This is a genomic window from Celeribacter sp., assembly GCF_048259695.1.
Classification (GTDB): domain Bacteria; phylum Pseudomonadota; class Alphaproteobacteria; order Rhodobacterales; family Rhodobacteraceae; genus Celeribacter.
This window is the reverse complement of record NZ_JBLXHL010000002.1, coordinates 188070-212581: the sequence shown is the minus strand read 5'-3', so window position 1 is coordinate 212581 and position 24512 is coordinate 188070. Positions and strand designations below refer to the sequence as shown.

Annotated in this window: 21 protein-coding genes and 1 tRNA gene; 13 read left to right on the top strand and 9 right to left on the bottom strand. The window is 57.1% G+C overall.

The window, feature by feature from the left end; translation table 11 throughout:
- Positions 1 to 7: 7 nt before the first annotated feature.
- From ACN0Q0_RS04535 to ACN0Q0_RS04515, 5 genes are all read right to left on the bottom strand, one after another.
- Positions 8 to 829, bottom strand: a complete 822-nt coding sequence (locus tag ACN0Q0_RS04535) for an OmpA/MotB family protein (protein ID WP_417242178.1) — start codon at positions 827 to 829, stop codon at positions 8 to 10.
- 161 nt (positions 830 to 990) lie between these two features.
- A tRNA-Thr gene (locus ACN0Q0_RS04530) sits at positions 991 to 1066 on the bottom strand.
- Positions 1067 to 1139: 73 nt separating this feature from the next.
- The gene (locus ACN0Q0_RS04525) at positions 1140 to 2633 is read right to left on the bottom strand and encodes a heme biosynthesis protein HemY (RefSeq protein WP_417242177.1); all 1494 of its coding nucleotides are present in this window, start codon (positions 2631 to 2633) and stop codon (positions 1140 to 1142) included.
- Between the two features lie 13 nt (positions 2634 to 2646).
- The gene (locus ACN0Q0_RS04520) at positions 2647 to 3834 is read right to left on the bottom strand and encodes a COG4223 family protein (RefSeq protein ID WP_417242176.1); all 1188 of its coding nucleotides are present in this window, start codon (positions 3832 to 3834) and stop codon (positions 2647 to 2649) included.
- 83 nt (positions 3835 to 3917) lie between these two features.
- Entirely contained in the window at positions 3918 to 4604 is a 687-nt protein-coding gene (locus tag ACN0Q0_RS04515; protein ID WP_417242175.1) for a uroporphyrinogen-III synthase, read from the bottom strand.
- A gap of 87 nt (positions 4605 to 4691) precedes the next feature.
- Here ACN0Q0_RS04515 and ACN0Q0_RS04510 point away from each other — a divergent pair, with 87 nt between their 5' ends.
- From ACN0Q0_RS04510 to ACN0Q0_RS04500, 3 genes are read left to right on the top strand one after another with little or no spacing between them, the layout of a single operon-like run.
- The gene (locus ACN0Q0_RS04510) at positions 4692 to 5657 is read left to right on the top strand and encodes an NAD(P)H-dependent glycerol-3-phosphate dehydrogenase (protein WP_417242174.1); all 966 of its coding nucleotides are present in this window, start codon (positions 4692 to 4694) and stop codon (positions 5655 to 5657) included.
- A gap of 3 nt (positions 5658 to 5660) precedes the next feature.
- Positions 5661 to 5936, top strand: coding sequence for a YciI family protein (locus ACN0Q0_RS04505; protein WP_417242173.1), 276 nt, complete (start codon positions 5661 to 5663; stop codon positions 5934 to 5936).
- A complete protein-coding gene (locus ACN0Q0_RS04500; protein ID WP_417242172.1) occupies positions 5933 to 6352 on the top strand; it encodes an EVE domain-containing protein in 420 nt (139 codons plus the stop codon). Before ACN0Q0_RS04505 ends, ACN0Q0_RS04500 begins: the two co-directional genes overlap by 4 nt.
- A gap of 377 nt (positions 6353 to 6729) precedes the next feature.
- Here ACN0Q0_RS04500 and ACN0Q0_RS04495 read toward each other — a convergent pair whose 3' ends face one another.
- Entirely contained in the window at positions 6730 to 7071 is a 342-nt protein-coding gene (locus tag ACN0Q0_RS04495; RefSeq protein WP_417242171.1) for a DUF2853 family protein, read from the bottom strand.
- A 165-nt stretch (positions 7072 to 7236) separates the two neighbouring features.
- Complete coding sequence (ahcY, locus tag ACN0Q0_RS04490; protein WP_417242170.1) at positions 7237 to 8628, bottom strand: adenosylhomocysteinase; 1392 nt, start codon at positions 8626 to 8628, stop codon at positions 7237 to 7239.
- Between the two features lie 148 nt (positions 8629 to 8776).
- Between ahcY and ACN0Q0_RS04485 the strand changes: the two genes are divergently transcribed.
- Complete coding sequence (locus ACN0Q0_RS04485; protein WP_417242449.1) at positions 8777 to 9367, top strand: HD domain-containing protein; 591 nt, start codon at positions 8777 to 8779, stop codon at positions 9365 to 9367.
- Positions 9368 to 9482: 115 nt separating this feature from the next.
- Here the strand turns inward: ACN0Q0_RS04485 and ACN0Q0_RS04480 are convergent, their stop codons facing one another.
- Together ACN0Q0_RS04480 and ACN0Q0_RS04475 are read right to left on the bottom strand one after the other, a co-directional pair.
- The gene (locus ACN0Q0_RS04480; RefSeq protein ID WP_417242169.1) at positions 9483 to 10037 is read right to left on the bottom strand and encodes an ActR/PrrA/RegA family redox response regulator transcription factor; all 555 of its coding nucleotides are present in this window, start codon (positions 10035 to 10037) and stop codon (positions 9483 to 9485) included.
- Between the two features lie 110 nt (positions 10038 to 10147).
- Positions 10148 to 10786 carry an SCO family protein gene (locus tag ACN0Q0_RS04475; RefSeq protein WP_417242168.1) on the bottom strand — a complete coding sequence of 213 codons (639 nt, stop codon included), beginning with the start codon at positions 10784 to 10786 and terminating at the stop codon, positions 10148 to 10150.
- A 92-nt stretch (positions 10787 to 10878) separates the two neighbouring features.
- Here ACN0Q0_RS04475 and regB point away from each other — a divergent pair, with 92 nt between their 5' ends.
- The 9 genes from regB (at position 10879) to hslU (ending at position 24427) form a co-directional block, all read left to right on the top strand.
- Complete coding sequence (regB, locus tag ACN0Q0_RS04470; protein ID WP_417242167.1) at positions 10879 to 12264, top strand: sensor histidine kinase RegB; 1386 nt, start codon at positions 10879 to 10881, stop codon at positions 12262 to 12264.
- Positions 12265 to 12359: 95 nt separating this feature from the next.
- Positions 12360 to 13979: a PAS-domain containing protein gene (locus ACN0Q0_RS04465; protein WP_417242166.1), complete on the top strand. Its 1620-nt coding sequence runs from the start codon at positions 12360 to 12362 to the stop codon at positions 13977 to 13979.
- Positions 13980 to 14019: 40 nt separating this feature from the next.
- Positions 14020 to 15042 carry an aminoglycoside phosphotransferase family protein gene (locus tag ACN0Q0_RS04460; protein WP_417242165.1) on the top strand — a complete coding sequence of 341 codons (1023 nt, stop codon included), beginning with the start codon at positions 14020 to 14022 and terminating at the stop codon, positions 15040 to 15042.
- A complete protein-coding gene (locus ACN0Q0_RS04455; protein WP_417242164.1) occupies positions 15018 to 15704 on the top strand; it encodes a nucleotidyltransferase family protein in 687 nt (228 codons plus the stop codon). Before ACN0Q0_RS04460 ends, ACN0Q0_RS04455 begins: the two co-directional genes overlap by 25 nt.
- Positions 15697 to 18687, top strand: a complete 2991-nt coding sequence (gene addB / locus ACN0Q0_RS04450; protein WP_417242163.1) for a double-strand break repair protein AddB — start codon at positions 15697 to 15699, stop codon at positions 18685 to 18687. The genes ACN0Q0_RS04455 and addB overlap by 8 nt, the downstream gene beginning before the upstream one ends.
- On the top strand, positions 18684 to 22079 hold the full coding sequence (addA, locus tag ACN0Q0_RS04445; RefSeq protein ID WP_417242162.1) for a double-strand break repair helicase AddA: 3396 nt from the start codon (positions 18684 to 18686) through the stop codon (positions 22077 to 22079). Before addB ends, addA begins: the two co-directional genes overlap by 4 nt.
- A 56-nt stretch (positions 22080 to 22135) precedes the next feature.
- On the top strand, positions 22136 to 22456 hold the full coding sequence (gene trxA, locus ACN0Q0_RS04440) for a thioredoxin (RefSeq protein ID WP_417242161.1): 321 nt from the start codon (positions 22136 to 22138) through the stop codon (positions 22454 to 22456).
- Between the two features lie 109 nt (positions 22457 to 22565).
- The gene (hslV, locus tag ACN0Q0_RS04435; RefSeq protein ID WP_417242160.1) at positions 22566 to 23123 is read left to right on the top strand and encodes an ATP-dependent protease subunit HslV; all 558 of its coding nucleotides are present in this window, start codon (positions 22566 to 22568) and stop codon (positions 23121 to 23123) included.
- Entirely contained in the window at positions 23120 to 24427 is a 1308-nt protein-coding gene (gene hslU, locus ACN0Q0_RS04430; protein WP_417242159.1) for an ATP-dependent protease ATPase subunit HslU, read from the top strand. The genes hslV and hslU overlap by 4 nt, the downstream gene beginning before the upstream one ends.
- Positions 24428 to 24512: the final 85 nt, after the last annotated feature.

The window sequence follows — 24512 nt, the reverse complement described above, 5'->3', positions numbered from 1 at the left end:
ATCCTATCTAATTCCTGACGGGGAATTCCCGCAACAAAATGATCTCCACACGGTTGTTGCGGAACGAAATCGGATTGCGCGTGACAGGTTTGCGGTCCGCATAGCCCGTAACCCTTTGAATGCGCGTGGTGGGCGTTCCCTCTGCTTCCAACAAAAGCCGAATCTGGTCCGCGCGGCGGGTAGACAGATCCCAAACCGGATTATCCGCAACGACCAAGGGTTGCGCACTCACATAGCCCGTGACAGCAATATCGTTTTTCACAACATTGAAGACACGCGATAGCATCGACACAATAATTTTCGTGACCTCGGTTGGCGTATGTGATCTCGGCTCGAAAAGCGGTTCGGTTTTCAAGTCGTGGATTTCAACGATAAGCCCTTCGTCCGTCACCTTTGTTACGACGTGACGCAAGGCAGCATCGGCGGCCATGCTCTCGCCACTAAAGGCCGTCAAAAGCGACTGTACCTCATCAAAGGCCTTGGCGTCCGACGCTTGTTCCGCCTCATCATTTTGCTCCCCTGCCCCGCTTCCAGATGCGCCTGTCCCGTTTTGTGACAGCGTTTCCTGCGTGAACACGGAATCCCCTCCAAACGTTCCATCACCACCACCGGAAATCCGGTTCACTGGAATCGTTGGATTGAAAAAATCCGCAATACCTTTGCGTTGTTTTTCCGTCGTTGCATTGAGCAACCACATCAACAAAAAGAACGCCATCATCGCTGTCACAAAGTCAGCATAGGCCACCTTCCAAGCGCCGCCATGATGGCCGCCGCCTTGAATGATTTTTTTCTTTTTGATGATTATCGGCGCATTTCCCTTAGCGCTCATAACACCACCTCACATTTCACCCACCCCAAGTCATAGAGAGGAGATATGAAAGGCGGCTTAACCTTTAAAAATTTAGGCACATATAGCGCGGAGATGGTCGTGAAGCCGGGCTAAAATCCACGAAAACAACATCGTCAGTCAGCCAGTAAAAAAGAGAAATGTGGTGCCGGTGATAGGACTCGAACCTACTACCCCATCATTACGAATGATGTGCTCTACCGGATGAGCTACACCGGCACCTTTCACGCCCAAGGGCCGAAGCACCTAAGACGTGACGGTCTTTAGCAACTAATTTTGCAGCTGTGTAGCCCTATTTTTTGACTTCACGCGCTTCGGTATCTGAAGTGGTTTCGTCAATCACTTCTGCGTCGACCAATACCGTTGGGTCACTGCCTGACGTCACATCTATGACATCGACCTCAGGCTCTTTTGCACCGACAATCATCGGCAACATTTCCGTTCCGGCGGGCATGGCCACTTCGGATTGGGCGGGTTGACGCCAACTCAGCGTGTCGAAACCGTTACAGTTGTTGCACACAGGGCCCCATTCGGCATGAACCGTATTGCAGTTATCACAAACCCATTGCGGACCACGCGGTGCCGTCAGCGCGCGGGTCAGCCAACCGCGCACAACAACATCACTGCCGCCTTCACCACGCTCGACCGCCGCAAGAATGGTCAGGCTGCGTGAGGTCGGGTTCAGTTCAGCCAGATCTCCCAGCGCGCGGCGCGCGGCAGGGAAATCTTCGTTGGCGATTTGCAACTCGGCGAGCAACATTTTCGTTTCCGGATCGCCCGCATTCACCTTCGTCAGGGCACCAAACCGTTTGATGCGTTCTGCGGGGGTTTCATTTGGTTCGATCCGTGCAAAGGCTGCGGCGAGATCAGGATGTGGCTGAACCTGCCACGCCTTTTTGAGAATACGTGCGGCCTGCTTGCCATTTCCGGCCCCTACCAGATTATCTGCGGCCATCACCGCGGCGGGAATAAGGTCCGGTGACTTTTTGTTGGCTTCAATCGCGGCTTCACGGGCCTCGATCGATGCCCCGTCGTCCAGAATACCTTTGGCTTCCGAAAGGGCCAAAACGGCATCGCGCCGTTTATGCACATCGCGCGGGATCGCACCGTGTTTGAGTTTCGCAGATAGAGTGCGGCGGGCAGCGGACCATTCGCCCTTTTCCGCCTGAAGTTTTAGCAAAACATCCTGCGTTTCGACATGCTTTGGTTTGATCGCAAAGGCCTTTTCCGCGAGTTTAAGCGCCGTGTCCGTGTCACCCGCATCAAGGCGCTGTTTGAGAATGCCGCGCACACCGACAAAGCGGGTACGATCATCGGACAAGAGGCGCTTGTACGTTTCTTCGGCTTTGCGTTTGTCACCAGAGGCCTCTGCCGCCTGCGCCGTCAAAAGGTTGGTCAACTCGGGCTTGCGCAAATACTTCTCGGCCTTTGCCGCTTTCGACATCGCCACACGACCCTCGCCCGATGCGAGAGCAAGCATTCCGTCCGCCAGGGCCTCAAAGCCTTTGCGCTCGCGGTTGCGGTCAAAATACCGCGATAGCGCCGTCTCGTCCCCGAGCAGAAATTTCACAACAGCAAGGATCAAACCGACCACTTTGAGCGCAATCCAAAGCACCACCAAAAGGGCAACAAACCCAATGACCGCCTGAAGTGGCCCCAACGCAATCTCATAGCCCCCGAAGGCAAGCTGAAGCCCCCCCTCGCTTTCAAGAAGAAGAACGCCGCCATAGGCCAAAACGGCCACGATAACGAAGAAAATAATGATTTTTACAAGCGACAGCAGCATTTGTTCGTCTTCCCTATTGTCCAAGCATGGATTGAAGCGCATCGGTGACGGCCACACGGGCCGATGCCTTTGCGATCCAATCCGCCATCGCGGTGCGTCCCGCCTCCGGTAAATTTTCAAGTTCCGACAGGGCTGCGGCAAAATCCGCGTCCGTCACATCGGCACGCGCACGCGACAAGATGGCATCGGCGCTATCCCCCTCTTTGGGGGCAAGGGACCGCAGACCCAACTGGGTGCGCGTAAAGGTTTCAAACCACCCTTGCGTTCCCTCGTCATAGGATGCACGCGCCGCGGCCGTCAGGGCCTCACGGGCGGCGGGATCGAACGTCTCTTTGAGAGCCGAGATTGCGGAAACGCCCGTCTCGGCGGCGGTCCTGATCCCGTCGGGAATATCAATCTCGATCCCCACCAAAAGATCGGCATAGGGCGCCCCTGAATCAATGGCGGTTTTGAGTGACGCCAATGCCGTAGCGGCGGTGGCGGCCCGCTCCTCGGCTTGTGCTGCGTCCTTCGCATCTTTCAGGCGACTGACTTCGCTGTCCAGAAGCGTCCGCATTTCCGACAACTGGCGCTCGTAGGCGGCGGTTGCCTCGGGAGAGACAATCGCCTCTTGTACCGGACGCGCCTCGACGGTGTTCAGGCGCTCTTCCAACGACACTAGGTTTTCGGACAGCGGCGCAATGCGCGCATTCAGATCAATAGCGGCGACTTCCGTTTTGATTTGGCCCTCTAGCGATGTTCGCGTTCCGGCCAGATCATCGGACAGTTTCGATGTGTCGGATTTAAGGGCCGCAATTTCGGCCTGTAGGGCTTCGACCCGGGCCGTGATTTCGCTCGTGTTCGCACCGGGAAATGGCCAACCCTCGGGCTTGATAAACTGTGCGCCGGCATAGCCGAGGCCAAGACAGATCACACCACCAAGAAGCGCAGGAACAAACCCGCCTTTTTTGGCAGCGACAGCATCCGCCACAACGGGCGCGGGAGCCTCATCCACAGGAACAGCATCTGTATCGTCCGGTTCAGCAGCCACAGAGCCCTCAACCGCATCAACGTGCTCCTCATCCCGGGCAGCATCATCCGCGCTTTCCTCGATGATCCCATCCCCCTCAACGGGCGTTTCCTCGACTACGGTGGATTTCGGGGCCTGATCTTCGACTTCAACGGGTTTCGGATCGCTTGTGGACTTCTTTTTACGTGCCAACAGTTAAACCTTTCGAATCCTGATTAAAGTCTTGTAATCGCACCCCAAGACTAGTGAGTCTCGCCCCACGCCTCAAGGCTTGTTCATGCAAACTGCGACGCAATGGCCAATCGCATACTGTCACCATCAGGGCGCTTTGCGATGACGGTCTTTAGCGGCTGCGGGCCAGTCCAGGCCTCCAAAGCGGCAGTCGATATCGCAACAAGGGTTATGTTAGCGCCCAACCCGGCCAATCGCGCACCCGCCAAAGCGGCCGTGCGCGGGGAGTAGACAGGGACAATCAAACTTTGCGCCGCGACAATCTGTGCTTGGGCCTCTGGCGTCCAATCCACCTCTTTTTGCGCATAAACGGCAAATGACCGCGTTGGCAGACCCGCTTGCGTCAGGCGAGCCGCGATATCCCCCACGGTATGGACCCCGTGCAAGTGGGCGAGCGGAGCAATGTGTTCCCGCATCAGCAACGCAACCAGATCATCGGCGGATCCACGGGCCGACATCGTGTCAAGCCCCGCCGCATTGGCAGCCGCCGCCGTGGCATCCCCAACGCAATAGGCCGTCACATCGCGAAAGGACTGTGCGGCAAAAGGAACAGCATAGCGGGATGTCAGCACAACGCCCGTATAGATGTCAGGCTCAATGACGGGATCAAGGGGCACAATCTCCATCACCGGCGCGATGATATATGTCGCTTTCGGGGCGTTGGATCGAAGCACATCTGCCAATATGTGCGCATCGTCACGCGGACGGGTGATAAGGATGGTCGGCGTCAAATGCGTGTCCAAGGATTGTAAGGCTGCGGTGACGGTGATACCTGCGTTATGAGTTTGAAACAACCATTCGGGTCGGGGAGTTCTCGTATGAGCGAACTTGTAGTCATCGGCGCAGGCGCGTTCGGATCGGCCCTCGCCGTGGCGTTGTCTCGTGATGGTACGAAAGTCACCCTGTGGGGTCGGGACGCCAATGCAATGGCGAAAATGCGGTCCTCCCGGATCAATCCACGCCTTCCCGATGTACATCTTTCCGACGACATCACCGTCACGTCCGATTTATCGGCGATCGGTACGGCTGGGCCGATTTTGATCGCCACCCCCATGCAGACCCTGCACGATATGTTGGGCCAAATCGCGGACCCGCTTGTCGGGCGCCCTGTCATTGCCTGTTGCAAGGGAATTGACCTGAAGTCCCACAAAGGCCCGTCAACACTTGTGGCCGAGGCCAAGCCGGATGCCATTCCCGCGATCCTGACGGGACCAAGCTTTGCCGCCGATATCGCACGCGGACTGCCCACGGCGCTGACCATTGCGTGTGCGCATGCTGACGTGGGCCACGCGCTTCAACATCAACTCTCGAAACAGATGCTGCGCCTGTATTTGAGCGACGATGTCATCGGGGCGGAACTTGGGGGTGCGCTCAAAAACGTCATCGCAATCGCTACGGGCGCCTGTATCGGGAACGGACTTGGCGATAGCGCGCGGGCCGCTCTTATGACGCGCGGTCTGTCCGAAATGCTACGGTTTTCCGCGCATTTTGGTGCTCGGAATCAAACCATGATGGGGCTGTCCGGATTTGGTGACCTCGCCCTGACATGCACATCCGACCAATCACGCAATTTCCGGTTCGGAGCCGCTTTGGGTCGGGGCGACAGCTTTGATCCCTCCGTGACCGTCGAGGGCGTCGCCACCGCACAGGCCGTCACAGAAATTGCACAGGGGATCGGTCTAGATATGCCCATATCACAGGCCGTCTGCGCCATTTCCACGGGCGCAATTTCCGTTACCGAGGCGCTACAATCGCTTCTCTCCCGTCCCCTCAAAAAGGAATAAACCATGAAGTTCGCACTCATCTGCAAAGACAAAACCGGCGCACTCGACATCCGCAAAGCCAACCGTGATGCGCATCTCGCCTATATTGGTGACACGGGTGTCGTGGAACAGGCGGGGCCGTTCCTTGATGCGGGTGGCGAGATGTGCGGGTCGCTTGTGATTTTGAACGTCGACGATCCGGCCGCCGCCGAAGCTTGGGCTGAAAATGACCCCTATGCCAAGGCAGGTTTGTTTGAAAGCGTCGACATTCAGGCGTGGAAAAAGGTTATCGGTGCATGACTTACTGGCTGTTCAAATCCGAATCCGAAGTGTGGTCATGGGATCAACAAGTCGCCAAAGGGGACGAAGGTGAGCAATGGGACGGCGTGCGCAATTACCAGGCCCGCAACAACATGCGCCAGATGAAGCTCGGAGATCTTGGGTTCTTTTACCACTCGCGTGCCGAGAAAGAGGTTGTCGGTATCGTCACGGTTTGTGCCGAGGCACACCCCGATAGTTCCACCGACGACCCGCGTTGGGAGTGCGTCGACATCAAGGCCGTTCGCCCGTTCACCACGCCCGTGACGCTCGCCATGTGCAAAAGCGATCCGCGGCTTGTCGATATGGTATTGGTGAACAATTCGCGCCTGTCCGTACAACCCGTAAGCGAAGAGGAATGGAAGATCGTCTGTGAGTTGGGCAATACTGCACCCTGATCCGCGACAAAACGGATGGCCACAGAAGGCGCATTTTCGGGTTGTGGTGTTTTCGGACGGATATTCGGCGCGCTTTGAAAACGCACTTCCGGATGGCTATCTCCATAAAAAAGGAGGGCTCCGACCCCCCGGAACCCTCCACCACCCCACGTGCTCCCTAAGCACCACACGTGTTCGAATATAAGGTCCGGTCCATCCTGGTCCGTACATAGATATTACGCAGAAGGTGCGATTCTGATCAATTCGCAAGTATCTGGGTTTTCATTCAAACCCGCCCTACTATGGAAACTTCGTCTTAAGATCTGGAATGCGCCGGACATGAAAACGCCGCCACGACAGGATCATGGCGGCGTTTACAATATATCTGCGTCAAAGACTTAGCCGTAAACAGCTTCTTTGCCAAAATGCTTTGTCAGCATGTAGTATACAACAGCGCGGTATTTGTTGCGTTCGGATTTACCGTAGGTTTCAATCACAGAATCAATTGCTCCGGACAAATCAGCGCTTTCGGACAGGCCCAGTTTTTTGATCAGGAAGTTGTTTTTGATCGTTTCAAGTTCACTGGCCTGAGATCCGGCAACCGTCGACGCATCAGCATTGTAGATCGCGGGACCACAGCCGATGGTCACTTTTGTCAAAAGGTCCATGTCGGGGGTCATGCCGCATTTGTTTTTCAGGTCGTCCGCATATTTCGCGATTAGATCGTCACGTTTTCCCATAGTCTTCTCCCACCAAAATTTGGATTAGCATCCGTTTGTTCGAACCGGATTTATGGCTCGCGGAAAGGTTAGACCCTACACAGCCTGAAACAAAGGAAATTTTACCATTAAACGCGAAACGGCCACCCCGAAGGGTGGCCGTTCAATGTCGCGGTTATCAGGGTATTAGTAGCGGTAATGCTCGGGTTTGAACGGTCCCTCGACGGTGACGCCAATATAATCCGCTTGCTCTTTCGACAGCTGCGACAGCTTCACGCCAATCCGGGCAAGGTGAAGGCGGGCCACTTTTTCATCGAGATGTTTGGGCAGGATGTAGACGTCATTGGCGTAAGCATCACCATTGGTCCACAATTCCATTTGCGCCAAAACCTGATTGGTAAAGGACGCGGACATCACGAACGACGGGTGACCCGTTGCGTTCCCGAGGTTCAAAAGACGTCCCTCGGACAGCAAAATCAAACGCGCACCGGATGGCATTTCGATCATGTCCACCTGATCTTTGATGTTGGTCCATTTGTGATTGCGCAGCGAGGCGACCTGAATTTCGTTGTCGAAGTGGCCGATGTTGCCAACAATCGCCATGTCCTTCATCTCGCGCATGTGCTCGATGCGGATCACGTCCTTGTTGCCTGTGGTGGTGATGAAAATGTCTGCGGTGCTTGCCACATCTTCCAGTGTCACAACCTCGAAGCCGTCCATCGCCGCCTGAAGCGCACAGATGGGATCGACCTCGGTGACTTTGACCCGCGCACCTGCACCACGCAAGGATGCCGCAGAGCCTTTGCCCACATCGCCATAGCCACACACAACCGCCACTTTACCGGCCATCATGGTGTCGGTGGCGCGGCGGATGCCGTCCACAAGGCTTTCTTTGCAGCCGTATTTGTTATCGAATTTCGACTTGGTCACGGAATCGTTCACGTTGATCGCGGGGAAAGGCAATTGGCCCTTTTTCACCAGATCATAGAGGCGGTGAACGCCTGTTGTGGTTTCCTCGGACACACCGACGATCTGGTCGCGCATCTTTGTGAACCACCCCGGAGACTGCGCCAGACGCTTTTTGATTTGAGCGAAAACAGCGACTTCCTCCTCGGAGGTCGGCACGGCGAGCAGGTCGGTTTCACCCGCCTCGACGCGTGCGCCCAACAAAATGTAGAGCGTCGCGTCGCCGCCATCATCAAGGATCAGGTTCGGGCCATCCTCAAACTGGAACGAGCGGTCAAGGTAATCCCAATGCTCCTCAAGTGATTGACCTTTAATAGCAAAAACGGGAATTCCGGCTTCGGCAATTGCAGCAGCAGCGTGGTCCTGAGTCGAGAAAATATTGCACGAGGCCCAACGCACATCGGCGCCAAGCGCCACCAGTGTTTCGATCAGAACCGCGGTCTGGATGGTCATGTGCAGGCTGCCCACAATGCGCGATCCGGTGAGCGGTTTGCTTTCACCGAACTCTTCGCGCAGCGCCATCAGACCCGGCATTTCGGTTTCTGCAATGTCGAGCTCTTTGCGCCCGAAAGCGGCAAGGGAGATGTCTTTGACGATGTAATCGTTGGCCATTGATGTGGCTCCTGCGTGTATTTGGTTTGACGTGCTCATAGCATTCCAATTACGCCCTTACAACGCAGGTGGATTTATTTGGGGTTAAGCAACGTCAGATTGTTGGTATGCAAGGGGTCGAATGATCACTGATTTGAGGCTGACCCACATGGCACAGGCACGCGCATGGCAACGGATGCTTTCGGGGCGTAGACTTGATCTACTGGACCCGACCCCGATGGACATCGAGATCGAGGATATCGCACACGGGCTTGCGTTTGTGGCGCGGTGGAACGGTCAGACGCATGGGGATTTTGCCTATTCCGTGGCCGAACATTCCATTCTGGTCGAGGCCCTTTTTCGTCGTCTCTACCCGAATGAACCCGTGAAATGGCAGCTTGCGGCCCTTTTGCATGACGCCCCCGAATATGTGATCGGCGACATGATTTCCCCCGTCAAAGCGGCGATTGGGGATGGCTATGGCGTGTTGGATGACCGTCTCACGGCGGCCATTCATATCCGGTTTGGCCTGCCTGCAAAAATACCGCAGGCGATCAAGAAAAAGATCAAGAAAGCCGACCGCATTTCGGCATGGTTGGAGGCGGTTCAGATCGCGGGGTTTTCCATCGCGGAAAGCGACAAGATATTCGGCAAACCCGACCCTGAAATCATCGCGGGGTCGAGCATCATTTTGCGCCCGCCGGTCGAGACACGAAACGCCTTTACCGCCCGCCATATGGACCTGATGGCGCAGCTGTAAACACTAATGTCTACACGGCTTTGCGGCACGGGGTTTAAACACGGCCACAACAATAAGGCACAGTGTTTAACATTTTCAAAGGCGAAACAGCCCCGAAACGGCACCCCGTGTTGGCCTAACGCGGCGAGCGCTTCGCCAAAATGCGCTGCAATGTGCGGCGGTGCATGTTGAGGCGGCGCGCGGTCTCGGACACGTTGCGATCACACAGCTCGTAAACACGTTGGATATGTTCCCAACGCACACGGTCTGCCGACATCGGATTTTCGGGGGGCGGCGGCAATGCATCGCCCGATGCCAACAATGCGTTGGTGACGTCGTTGGCATCGGCGGGTTTGGACAAATAGTCGGTCGCACCGATTTTCACGGCCGCAACGGCGGTTGCAATTGCCCCGTAGCCCGTCAGCACCACAATCCGGCTATCGGGACGTTTGGCCCGAAGCACCTCCACCACATCAAGGCCGCTTCCGTCCTCGAGGCGCAAATCAATCACGGCGTAGGCCGGAGGGCGCGCGGTCGAGATGGCTTTGCCCGCCGCGACAGAGCCCGCCATTTCGACATCGAAGCCGCGCTTTTCCATGGCGCGAGCAAGGCGGCGCAAAAACGGCTCGTCATCATCCACCAACAAAAGGGATTTGTCGTCACCGATATCGAGTTTGGCCTCTACGCTCATTGGTCGTCCTCCATTGCGGGCGCGGTACAGGTCACCCACACGCATTCAATCGTCAGCATAACATATGTGTCAGGGGGCCGGGATCAAATGACATATATCAAATATACCTATCAGGCACCCTCGTTCCATGCGTCGATAAAGCACGCTGTGCGATCAGCCACTTCGGCGGCTTCGTCCTCACGTTTGAAAAATTCGACAAATCCGATCTCGGGGAACACGAGATAGGCAAAGGTCGAGTGATCCACGAGGTAGTATTCAGGATCACCATCCTGTTTTTTGAAATAGGTTTTATAGGCAAGCGACGCCGCTTTGACCTGTTCGAGGGATCCGGTGAGACCGATCATGTTTTCGTGGAACAGGTCGGAAAACTCGTTGACGACCTCAACCGTATCGCGCTCCGGGTCGATGGAGATAAAGGCCGCCTGCGCATCATAGCCGCGTTCGTCCAGAAGACGCAGCGCATCGGCGTTGCGCATATTGTCGAGCGGACACACATCGGGGCAGAAGGTATAGCCAAAGTAGAGCAGCGTTGGTTTGGTGAACACATCCGCGTCCGTTACAGTCACGCCATCATCGCGGACCAATTCGAACGGACCGCCAATCGTACTGGCCCCGCCGGACACAGCCGAGGCACGGCACTGTGCAAACATATCATCCGGCCCGGACGTCATTTTCCCAAAGAGAACAGGCGCCCCGATCAGCACGGCAAGGATCGCGGCGGACGTAATGGCAATGGTGCGGGTCTTCATGTGTCTCTCCTAGAATCTACACGGCTTTGGTCGTAAAGTCGGTCAATGACAGCACGGGCTGTCATGACGCAAGTAGGACGAAAGATCCCCGAATGGCAACTGATTACACCGACGTCATGATGACGCATAGCCGATCAAACTGGGTCCGTTTGCGCACGTTGCTCACGTTACGTTGGGTCGCGGTTTTCGGTCAAATCGCGACGATTGTCGTTGCGGCGACTGTATTTGGCTTTCAATTCAAATTCGGCGGCTTTGCAATTGCAATCGGCGCGTCGATCATCGTCAACATCATTACATCCTTTGTCTTCCCCGAAACCACACGATTAAGTGAACGCGGTGCGGCGCTTATGTTGCTGTTCGACATCACGCAATTGTCGGCGTTGTTGTATCTGGCGGGTGGTCTGACGAACCCGTTCGCCCTGCTCATTCTTGCTCCGGTGTCGATTTCCGCCACTGCGCTACGGCCCGCGTCGGCCATTTTGACGGGGGTCACCGCGATTGCCTTTGTCACTTTGGTCGGGCTGTTTCACGATCCGTTGGTTTTGGCCAACGGCACGGAGTTGCGATTGCCGGATGTGTTTGTGTTCGGGCATTGGGCCGCGATTTTGATTGGTGTGCTGTTTTTGGGTCTGTTTTCGTGGCGCGTGACCTCGGAGACCCATTCGATGTCGCAGGCGCTTCTGGCCACGCAAATGGCGCTGTCACGCGAGCAAAAGCTCACCGATCTCGGTGGTGTTATTGCGGCGGCGGCGCATGAATTGGGCACCCCGTTGGCGACGATCAAACTGGTCAGTACCGAACTGATCGACGACCTGTCCGACAACGCGGATTTGCGGGACGATGCACAGTTGATCCGCGAACAGGCCGACCGGTGTCGTGATATTCTGCGCTCTATGGGGCAGGCGGGTAAAGACGATTTGCACATGCGCACCGCGCCCCTTCAGGCCGTGATCGAAGAGGCCGCAGCCCCCCATATGGAGCGTGGAAAATCGGTTATTATCGATGTGGCGGAGTTGGATGACGGGCAGCAACCGTACTGTTTTCGCCGTCCCGAAATCATTCACGGATTGCGCAACCTGATCCAGAACGCCGTGGATTTTGCGGCCACGACCGTCTGGCTGGATGTGACGTGGACCGATCAGGTTGTGACCATGCGGATCATTGATGACGGGCAGGGATTTCCCGCCTCGGTTATCGGGCGCATTGGCGAGCCGTTTGTCGGGCGGCGCAGGCAGGAGCGAACGCAATCCGTTCGGCCCGAATATGACGGGATGGGTCTTGGCCTGTTCATCGCCAAGACGCTTCTGGAGCGCACAGGGGCGGAAATTTCGTTTGCCAACGGGTCGGATCGCAACGATCAACACCTGCATTCGGGGCGGAAATCAGGGGCGATTGTCGAGCTGACATGGCCACGCGAGCGCATTTGTCTGGCACAGGGCGATGAAATGGCCGCACTGGGCCAAAACGCGCGCTTTTGAGGTGTGACGCGGGTGGAATTAACGCAGTATTAACTATTTTTAACCGACAATAACCGGACGCGGACGAACGCCCGTCCGCAGTTATGGACGGTTATATGTATATTCAGCTCGCTCTACTCTCGGCAGCAAGTCTTTGCATGGCTTTCGTGGTGATCTACATCACCGCGATCGTTGCGACACGCGGCGAACAAAAGGGGCGGTTTCGTTTGGTTCCCGAAGAGGGAGAAACCGCATTCCTGTTTGACGAGGAATTGCTCGTCGATGCCACGCCGGAAGCCCGCGCTATCCTTGAATCCACACCGAAAACCGGATCCGACTGGTCGCGCCTGCTGTCGGCGTTCACGTCCCAGTTTCCCGATCTGAAGGCGAATATTGCCGCTCTGGCAGATGAGGAAAAACTGACGATCGATTCACGGAACGGACAGGCAAAGCTATATTGCGAATGGCAACGCGGGCTTGCCCGTATCAGTCTCAAAAGCCGCGTCAGCGACGATCATTTATCCGAATTTGACCGCCATATTGTCCACGCCATGGAACAGGAGTTGGAAACGCTACGTGCCACGTCCGAAAATGGTCCCTTGTTGATCTGGCGCGAGCACCTTGACCAAACCGTGACCTGGGCCAATAGCGCCTATCTTGAATTATCCGACAGTTTCGAACCCGAGGACGAAGAGGCCAGTTGGCCGCCGCGCCGCCTGTTCAACATCGATCACACAACGGTCACGCAAAACGCGATTGACGGGGCCAACGCCGTGTCGCCGCGCCCGTTTGACGCCTCCCCTCCGGCGCGGATGTCATTGAAAACACCAAACGACGAAACACGGTGGTTCGATCTGTACACATCCCGTCAGGAAGACGGCACATTGGTCACCGCCGTTCCCGTCGACAGCGCTGTGCAGACCGAGGGAAAACTCCGCGATCTGACCCAAACGCTCACCAACACCTTCTCCCACCTCACAACGGGGTTGGCGGTGTTTTCGCGCAACCGCAGGCTAACATTTTACAACCCCGCCCTCACCGACCTCACGGGCCTGCCGTCGGATTATTTCGAACGTGCGCCGTCGTTGATGGAATTCCTCGACAAGCTCCGCGACAACCAGATGATGCCGGAACCCAAGGACTACAAATCGTGGCGCCAGAACGTATCCGCCCTTGAAAGTCAGGCGGCGGATGGCACCTTCGAAGAGATCTGGACCCTTGCGTCACAAACAACCTACCGCGTAAAGGGACGCCCGTTGCCCGATGGCGCTATCGCCTATTTCTTTGAGGATATCTCCTCCGAAGTCTCTCTCTCGCGGCGCTTTCGCTCCGAGATCGAGACGGGCCAATCCGTTCTCGACAGTCTGGATGAGGCTTTGGCTGTTTTTGCCAATGACGGTCGCCTGATCATGTCCAACAGCGCCTATCACAGTCTTTGGGGGATCGAGGACGATGATACATTAGAGGACACAGGCATCATTGAATCCGCACGGCTTTGGTATTCGAAATGTGCGCCGACATCGGTCTGGAACGACATCAGGGATATCGTCGCAGGGGCCACAACCGTCACGGAATGGTCGGGGATGGCGCGGCTTTGGGACGGGCGCCGGCTACAGTGTTCCGTGACACCGCTCCCGAGCGGGCAAACGGTTGCGCGGTTCGCACCGGAAGCCGCCATTGCGGGGCCATCGCGTTCCTCGCGCGAGAACGTTGATCCGGAGTACGTCAAGATGTGAAGCGGCTTGTATCCGGCGGCGGTCCGGATAGAGTCCACACATGAATGAACGCGCCGAATTACTGACCGCCTTTGTGTCCACAACCGAATGGAAAGACGCCATCCGCACCCCCTTGGCGGGGGATGCGTCACGGCGGCGCTATACCCGTCTGACCGACACAGCCAAATCGCGAAGTGCCATCCTGATGGATGCGCCACCCGCCCTTGGCGAAGATGTGCGTCCGTTTCTCAAAGTCGGTGCCTATCTGGGCGCCCTCGGATTGTCCGCGCCGGACACCTACGCGGCGGATGAGCAACAGGGATTTTTGATCCTTGAGGACCTCGGAGATGCCGTTTTCGATCAGGTCTGTGCCGCAGATCCCGCGTTGGAATGGCCCCTCTACAAAGCCGCCGCGGAGGTTTTAGCACAGATCGCACAGGCCGCACCCGTGGCGGATGTTGTGGATTGCGCCGATCAGATGACCGATCTCTCCCTGACCTGTTATCCGTGGTATGCCGGCGGGATCACGGGCGCGCCCACCGATGCGGCGGCGGATGCCTGTCGCGCCGCACTCGAGCCTCTGATCGCGTCTTTGGGGGGCGGTCATCAGACCATCTTGCGGGATTTTCATGCCCAGAACCTGATTTGGCTGCCCCGGCGCACGGGGTTAAAACGCGTTGGTTTGCTCGACTATCAAGACGCCATGTTGGGTCATTCGCCCTATGATCTCGTGTCTCTTGTCAACGATGCGCGGCGCGATGTGACGCGTGGCGTGCGTGAAAAGACGATGGCGCATTTTGCCGATATGGCGGGTCTGGACCGGACCGACCTTGACCGTGGGGCCGCGATTTGTTCGGCCCAGCGCAATCTGCGGATCTTGATGATCTTCGCCCGTATGTCGCTACATTTTGGCAAACCGCATTACGTCGATTTGATCCCGCGCGTGTGGTCGCATCTGATGAATGATCTCGACCACCCCGATCTGGGGCAATTACGCCGCGTGGTGCATGACACCCTACCGGAACCGACACCTGACATTTTACAAGTATTGAGAGATAAATGCGGAACTGTCCCGATGCTGTGATGTTGTTCTGTGCGGGTCGCGGGACACGTATGGGCGCACTCACCACACACCGTCCGAAACCGATGGTGGAGGTTGCGGGTCGGCCGCTTGTCGATCACGCCTTGGCGCAGCTCGCAGACATCCCGACCCGCGTGGCCAACACCCACTACCTGCCCGAAGCGCTCGAGGCCCATCTTGCCCGACGCGGGGTTCAAACCCTGTTCGAGCCGCAGCTTCTGGAAACGGGTGGCGGGTTGAAACATGCGGCGGCGCAGTTTTCGCACGAGGCCGTCTTTACGATGAACACCGATGCGGTGTGGCTTGGCGGCACTGCGGTAAAGACGCTTGTGGAGGCATGGGACCCCGACCGGATGGACGCGCTATTGCTCACTGTGCCACTTTCCCGAACGCATGGGCATATGGGGTCGGGTGATTTTGAACGGTCGCCGGACGGGCAACTCGCCCGCGGCGGGGATCTGGTCTATACGGGGTTTCAGATCATCAAACTTGCCCCCGTCATGGCCGTGCCAGAGGCGGTTTTTTCAATGAATGTCGTTTGGAATGCCCTGCACGCACAGGCCCGTTTGTTCGGAGCTGTATTTGATGGCGCGTGGTGTGATGTCGGGCATCCCGAGGGCATCGAGATTGCCGAAACCGCCCTAAAGGACCACGGATATGTTTGAGTATAGCGATAAACCACGCCTGTTCGGGCTTCCGTGTGGTGTTGATTTTCCCCGCGCCGTCAAGGACGGGTTGTTGGAGCGGTTCGGGACGGATCGGCCCGAATTGCTCGCGCGCACAGAGATTTTCGTCAACACCTCACGCATGAAGCGCGATCTGGTTGCGGCGTTTGATGACGGGCAGACACGGTTGTTACCCCGCGTGCGTTTGGTCACGGAATTGGGCAATGATCTCCGGTTTCGGGATGTGCCGATGCCCGCGTCCGGTTTGCGGTTGCGCCTCGAACTTGTGCAACTGGTGACGCATTTCCTCGATAACCGTCCCGGATTTGCGGAACGCTCGGCGGTGTACGGGTTGGCCGACACGCTTGCGCTCCTGCTTGGTGAAATGCACGACGAGGATGTGAGCTATGAAACGCTTGCCAATCTGACGCTTGAAAACACTTCGGATCACTGGCGCGAGGCGCTTGAGTTTCTCAAGATCGTAAAAGACATCTATGATCGCGATACCGATATGCCGCCCATGATCGAAGAGCGGATGCGCACCGTTGTTGCGCGTCTGGAGGAGGCATGGACAGCCTGCCCGCCCGATCACCCCGTGTTGGTTGTCGGATCCACGGGATCACGCGGAACGACGGCGCGGTTTATGGAGGTGGTGGCGCGTCTGCCGCAAGGCGCGGTTATCCAACCCGGCGTGGATTTTGACATGCCCCAACATGTCTGGGATCGCCTGGCTGATCCGGGCATGAGCGGCCCGATGCACGACCACCCCCAAGAGCGCATTGTGCGGCTTGCCACCACACTCGGTCTGTCCCGCCGCGATGTGACGCCGTTTGCACGGACCACCCCGCCAAGTGCCGCGCGAAATGCGATGTTGTCACTGGCGCTGCGCCCCGCACCCGTCACGGATGAATGGATGACGGACGGTCCGAAACTTGGCGGTGTTGCTGAAGCCTGTGCCGGCCTCACATTGATCGAGGCCCCTGATCCGCGGCGCGAGGCCACGGCGGTGGCACTTGTGTTGCGCAAAGCGGCAGAGGACCAGAAACGGGCCGCCCTGATCACACCGGATCGCGACCTTGCCCGTCAGGTTGCCGCCATGTTGGACCGTTGGGACATTGACCCCGACGACAGTGCGGGCGAGCCGCTCAACCAAACTCCGCCCGGACGCCTGTTTCGCCTGATCTCGAACCTGTTCGGCCGCAAGGTCACGGCGGAAGATATGATGGTCCTGCTCAAGCACCCGCTTGTGGCAAAGGGCAGTTTCGAGGGCGAAAGCAAGCGCGGTATCCACCTGTTGTGGACGCGACAGCTTGAGGTCCACTTGCGCAAGAATGCCCTCGCCTTTCCTGACAAAGAGCGGCTTTTGGCTTGGGCGCGAAAGGCCGGCGCAGCGTCTAAAGACACCGAAATCCGCACCGCATGGGTGGTATGGATTTCCGATCTGTTGGCTCAAACCGAACCCGTTGGCACCCGCACACTGTCCGCCCACCTCGATCATACACTGGCGCTCGCACGCGGTTTGGCCAGCGGGCCGGTCGGGTCCGACGACAGCGCCCTGTGGGACAACCTGTCGGGGCGCGAAATGCGCCGCGTCATGGACGAACTGGTTCGCGAGGCGCATTGGGGCGGCGACATGACCCCCTTTGAGTTTGACGACATGTTTCGGGCGGTGATCGGCCGCGCCATGTCGCGTGATCCGACCCCAAAGCACCCCAATGTTATGATTTGGGGGACATTGGAGGCACGATCGCTTCAGGCGGATCTGGTGATTGTCGGCGGGTTGAACGATGGTGTTTGGCCCTCGCAACCCAAACCCGACCCGTGGTTTTCGCGTGACATGCGCAAAGAGGCCGGACTTTTGTCACCCGAACAAATGGTCGGCCTGTCCGCCCATGATTTCCAACAGGCCTTTGGCGCAAAGGAGGTTGTGATTTCTCGCGCCCTTCGCAACGCCGAAACGGAAACGGTTCCCTGTCGTTGGGTGATCCGCCTGACCAACCTGATGAACGGCATGAGCGATGTCGGGGCGCAATCTCTTGCGCAGATGCGGGAACGGGGGGCGCAATGGATCAAATGGGCGAACCTGTTGGATCAACCCGACCCGTCGCACGACGTCATGGAATTATCCAGACGCCCCTCCCCGCGTCCACCGGTTGATGTGCGCCCGCGCGCCCTGTCCGTGACCCGCGTCGAGACCCTGATCCGCGACCCCTACGCGATCTATGCGAGTAAAATTCTAAACCTCTACAAACTCGCCCCGCTCAATCACGCGCCCGATCCCCGTGATCGTGGCAATGCGTTTCACGACATTATGGAACGTTTCGTCTTGGGGTATACTCCGGCAGAGACCGCCGAGGCGGCCACTTTGCGGCTTTTGTCGCTCACCGACACGGTCCTGAACGAGACCGTTGTCTGGCCGACCGAACGGCGCATCTGGCGCTCCCGGATGCACAAGGTGGCGCAGCGGCTGGCCACGCGCGAGGTCGAACGCCTTGCCGCGGGCGGCAATGTCGGAATTGAGAAAAAAGGTCAGATCAGCCTTGGTGACATTGATTTTACGCTGACCTGTTTTGCGGATCGCATTGATCGTGTCGACGGCGGTGGATACCACATTTTCGACTACAAGGCCTCCGCCCCTCCACGCGTTAACGAGGCAAAGGCCTTTCGCATCCAACTCTTGCTCGAAGCCCTGATTTTACAGGAAGGCACGTTTGAAGACATCGCGCAGGGGCATGTGCGCATGGTGAGTTACCTTGGCCTCGACAAGGATCTGAACGTCACGGATATCGACATTGACAGCGATATCATTGCGGATGTGCGCCGGAAACTGGCCACTTTGGTTTCCAACTATGACATGCATGAAACGGGATATACCGCGCGCCGTGCGCCAAAGTTCAACAGTTTTCCAAGCGACTATGATCTGTTGTCGCGGTTCAAGGAATGGACCGAAGCAGACGTTGCGATCGGTAAGGATGTGTCATGAATACGCCGAATGAAGCCACCGCACGGCAGTTGGCCGCCGCCCGCCCCGACCGGTCCACATGGCTCGCCGCGAATGCGGGATCGGGCAAGACCAAGGTGTTGACCGACCGCGTGACCCGCCTGTTGTTGGACGGCACGCCACCACAGCATATTTTGTGCCTCACCTATACCAAGGCGGCCGCCTCGGAGATGCAAAACCGTCTGTTCAAACGTCTTGGTGAATGGGCGATGCTGGATGAAGCCAGTCTGCGCGACGAGCTCGCAAAGCTGAGCCCCGACACCGTTCTGGATGATGTGGTTCTGCGCCACGCGCGGACACTGTTTGCCCGTGCGATCGAGACACCGGGCGGGCTAAAGATCCAGACCATCCATTCGTTTTGCGGCGGGCTTTTGCGCCGTTTTCCATTGGAGGCGGGGGTGTCGCCACAGTACCGCGAACTGGATGAGCGCACCTCTAAAGACCTGTTGCGCGATGTGCTTGAGACGATGTCGGACGGGCCTGATTGCGCGATTGTCGACGAGGTTGCATTTCATCTCGGCGAAGATATTTACACGCTCGGCAAAGACATTTTGTCCAACAGGGAACGGTTTGCCGACCCCCGGTCAGAGGCACAGATCTGGCCGTGGTTCGATTTGCCCGCGGGCTATGATGAGGCGACACTTTTAAATGAGGTGTTTTTGGGCGGGGAGCGGGAAATGTTGGCCCGCATTGCGCCTGTTCTGGCGTCTTCGTCAAAATCTACCGACGTGGGATTTGCCGGTGATTGCCTCGCGTGGTCATCGCTCCCGATCGACACCCGTCTGATGCAACAAATCGCACAAAAAGTGCTGTTTGGCGACAACACAAAGAACCCGTTTTGTTCTAAATGGGGCCATTCGCATGGCGGTTTGCCCACAAAGGGTATGCGGGAAAAATACGCCGACGCGCTTGAACCGCTGCGCCTCTTGATGGCGCGTGTTGAACGCTATGCTCCGGTTTTGAACAGGCTCCAGGATGCGCAAAGAACCGCGATTTTGCACCGGTTCGCGGGCGTGCTCATCCCGAAATATCTGGCGAAAAAGTCATACGCAGGTTTGCTTGATTTCGACGACATGATCCGCAAGGCCCGCGATTTGTTGTCAAACTCGGCCACGGCGCAATGGGTGTTGTTTCGCCTGGATGGCGGTATTGACCACATCCTTGTCGATGAGGCCCAAGATACGTCACCCGACCAATGGGTCGTGGTGCGCCGGTTGGCCGAAGAGTTTTCAACGGGTCAGGGTGCGCGGCCGGACGTGACGCGAACCATTTTTGTCGTCGGCGATAAAAAGCAATCGATCTACTCGTTTCAGGGCGCTGATCCATCCGGATTTGATGACATGCGCGATTTTTTCGATGCGCGGTTGAGTGCTGTGGGCGATCCCCTGCAAAAGCTTTCGCTTGAACACTCCTTCCGGTCGTCATCCGCGATTTTGACGGCAACGGACAGAGTTTTTGCGGCATCGGACGGATACGGTGTGGGTGGTCCGCCGGCGCATATTGCGTTTTTTGACGACATGCCCGGTCGGGTCGATGTCTGGCCCGTTATCGAGCCCGAACCCGAGGACAAGACCGATCACGAATGGGAAAATCCGTTGGATTTGACCTCTCCGACCCACTATACGCACAAGCTTGCGGATATGATCGCCAACCAGATCGGCGAGATGTTGGAGAACGGCTCTCTTCCGGCAAAGGGCGGAGCCTTTCGCGCGATTGAGCCAAAGGATATTTTGATCCTTGTTCGGCGGCGTTCGGGTCTATTTTTACCGCTTTTGAGTAAGCTCAAAGAGAAACGGCTTCCTGTTGCGGGGGCCGATCTTCTGACAGTTGGCAATGAATTGGCGGTCCGCGATCTTTGTGCGTTGCTGTCCTTTCTGGCGCTTGAGGACGACGATCTGGCCTTGGCCGAAGCCCTCAAATCCCCATTGTTCAACTGGACCGAGCAACAGCTTTATTCACTCGCGCATAACCGCAAGGCGGCAAACCTTTGGCAGGAACTGCGTGCGCGCCGCGATGATTTTGCGCAAACGGTCGCGATCATTGATGATCTGCGTGTGAAACTGGATGTGCTGCGGCCCTATGATTTGTTGGAACGCGTGCTCGTCAAACATGGTGGACGGCGCAAGTTCCTTGCGCGGCTTGGGCCGGAAGCAGAGGATGGGATTGACGCCCTTCTTGATCAGGCCCGCGCCTATGAGACCGCGCAAACACCGAGTCTGACAGGGTTTTTGGCGTGGTTCGAGGCGGAAGATATCAAAATAAAACGGGTTCTGGATGAGAACTCCAATCTCATTCGTGTGATGACATCGCATGGCGCAAAGGGATTGGAGGCGCCGATTGTCATTTTGCCCGACACGCTTCCAAATTCAAAAGAAAACCAGGTGCGCGGGTCAATAATCGATCTGGGCGATGATAGACCCATCCATCTGGCCAGCGCGGCAACGGCGAGTGACATTGCGAATAACACACGTGCTGTGATTTTGGACAAAGCTGAACAGGAGCGCCGCCGCCTGCTGTATGTGGCGATGACCCGCGCGGAAAAATGGCTCATCGTTGCAGGTGCGGGAACAGCGCCGTCCAAAGGCAACAGTTGGTATGAACTGGTGACGGCGGGCATGGCCGATCTCGACACAGAACCGCTTGTCAGACCGTTGGCGGGTGGCATTCGGTATCAAGTCGGCACATGGGGGTCACATGCCGAACGCTCCACGGATCCAAACGACGAGCCGGCAACATTGCCGCATTGGGCGACAAAGGAAACGCCGCCCCCCACCAAAGACGCGGCCTACCTGTCCCCCTCCAACCTCGGCGGGGCAAAGGCATTGGGGGGTGAGGATGCCATTCTGGACGGGGAACAAGCCAAACGGCGCGGGCGGCAAATTCACCTCTTGCTCGACGTCTTGCCCGCATTGCCCCCAACAGATTGGGAGGATGCCGCACGGTTTGTGATCCCCGACGGGGAGGATGTTATCCTCGACCACGAAGTCGTAGACCTTTTGGACGAAATCACACCGGTCATTACAAAATCCTATGATTGGGCTGTGTTCGGGTCACATTCACTGTCGGAAGTGCCATTTTCAGGCGCATGTGCAGCCTTGGATGGCAAGGGGGTTCACGGTATTATTGACAGGCTGATTATCACTCCCGACCGGGTTCAGATTGTTGATTTCAAAACCAACGCGATCATCCCGGGCGATGTCGCGCAAATCCCCGAGGGGTTGCTGCGACAACTTGGGGCCTATGCGGATGCAGTCGAACAGATGTATCCGGACCACACCATCCAAACAGCACTTTTGTGGACAAAAACGGCCCAGTTAATGGAGGTCCCTCGCGAGATTGTGAGGGAGGCCCTTCATCGCGCCACTACATCTTGACGTCTTACCGCCGCAGACATAGGTTTTCGGCAACACCCCATTTCAGGAGAAATTCCATGGCTACTTTCGCTGCCTCTGATGACACGTTCGAAACCGAAGTCCTACAATCCGACCTGCCTGTGCTTGTCGATTTCTGGGCGGAATGGTGCGGTCCGTGCAAACAGATCGGTCCGTCCCTCGAAGAATTGTCTGCCGAATTCGAAGGCAAAGTCAAAATCGTCAAGGTAAACGTGGACGAAAACCCCGGCGTTCCCGGTCAGTTCGGCGTACGCGCCATCCCGTCCCTGTTCATGTTCAAAGGCGGCGAGGTTGTGTCCAACAAAACTGGTGCGGCTCCAAAATCCGCTCTCAAAAGCTGGATCGAAGAGGTCGTCTAAGACGCGCCTTAGCGTTTGAATCAGGGCGTCCTTCGGGGCGCCCTTTTTCGTTGGGTGGTTGCATGATCCGACCCGCGCCCTCATATAAATCCCAACGAAAGGACGGATCATGGCAAGCAACGAATTTCCGGGTTGGCACGGCACAACCATCATTGGCGTGCGGCGTGGCGACGAGGTTGTCATCGCAGGCGACGGTCAGGTCAGCCTCGGCCAAACGGTTATCAAAGGCACGGCCCGAAAGGTGCGCCGCATCAGCCCCGGTGGCTATGATGTGGTGTGCGGGTTTGCCGGATCGACCGCCGATGCCTTTACACTTCTGGAGCGGCTTGAGGCGAAACTCGAGGCCACTCCCGGACAGTTGGCGCGGGCCAGTGTGGAGTTGGCAAAAGACTGGCGAACCGACAAATACCTTCAAAAACTCGAAGCGATGTTGATTGTGACGGACGGTGATGTCCTCTTGGTGATCACGGGTGCGGGCGATGTATTGGAGCCGGAACACGACGTGGCAGCCATCGGATCGGGTGGCAATTTTGCCCTCGCGGCGGCACGCGGTCTGATGGAAACCGACCGGGATGCCGAAGAGATTGCACGCACGGCCATGGCGATTGCCTCCGACATTTGCGTCTATACCAATGGAAACCTGACAGTGGAAAAGATCTCCAAATGACTGATTTGACCCCCCGCGAAATTGTCTCCGAACTGGATCGGTTCATTATCAGCCAGAATGACGCAAAACGTGCGGTGGCTGTTGCGTTGCGCAACCGGTGGCGGCGCAACCGGTTGTCGGATGATCTGCGCGACGAGGTCTATCCAAAGAACATTTTGATGATCGGACCAACGGGTGTCGGCAAGACGGAGATTTCACGCCGCTTGGCCAAGCTTGCGAAAGCGCCGTTCGTAAAGGTCGAGGCGACGAAATTCACCGAAGTGGGCTATGTCGGGCGGGATGTTGAACAAATCGTGCGTGACCTCGTGGATGTGGCGATTTCACAGACCCGCGACCATATGCGCGAAGATGTAAAAGCAAAGGCCTATGAAGCAGCGGAAGAGCGCGTGATCGAGATCCTTGCGGGACAGGATGCACGCGACCAGACGCGGCAAATGTTCCGCAAAAAGCTGCGCGACGGGTTGCTTGACGATACCATTATCGAGTTGGACGTTCAGGACAACGCGACACCGCAAGGCATGTTCGAAATCCCCGGTCAGCCGCAGATGGGTGGCGGGATGATGAATATCGGCGATCTGTTTGGCAAAGCTTTTGGCGGGCGCACCGTAAAGAAAAAGCTGAGTGTCGCCGAAAGTTACACGGTGTTGATCGACGAGGAAGCGGACAAGCTTCTGGACGACGAGACCGTCACGCGGGCGGCGTTGGAGGCGGTCGAGCAAAACGGGATCGTGTTTATTGACGAGATCGACAAGGTTTGCGTGCGCTCGGACACGCGTGGCGGCGATGTCAGCCGAGAAGGGGTGCAACGTGATTTGCTACCGCTGATCGAGGGGACGACCGTCTCGACCAAACATGGTCCGGTGAAAACCGACCACATTTTGTTCATTGCCTCAGGGGCGTTTCATATCGCGAAGCCGTCCGATTTGTTGCCGGAATTACAGGGCCGCTTGCCGATCCGCGTTGAATTGCGTGCTTTGGAAGAGGCCGATTTTGTCCGAATCCTGACGGAAACCGACAATGCACTGACCCTCCAATACAAAGCCCTGTTGGAGACCGAAGAGGTCAACATCACCTTTACCGACGACGGGATCACAGCGATTGCGAAACTTGCGGCGGATGTGAACACGAGCGTTGAGAATATCGGCGCACGGCGTTTGTATACGATCATGGAGCGCGTGTTTGAGGAGTTGTCGTTTGTGGCGCCGGATCAATCGGGATCGACCGTGATCGTGGACGCAGAATACGTGAACAAGAACGTGGGCGAAATGGCCAAGGCCGCTGATGTGAGCCGCTACATGCTTTGACATCGCGCCACACGGGTTGATTGAGAGAGAGCGAATGCGCACAGGCGGTTTGCTCTTTCTTTTTGTCTTGGAAAGCGCGTTATAG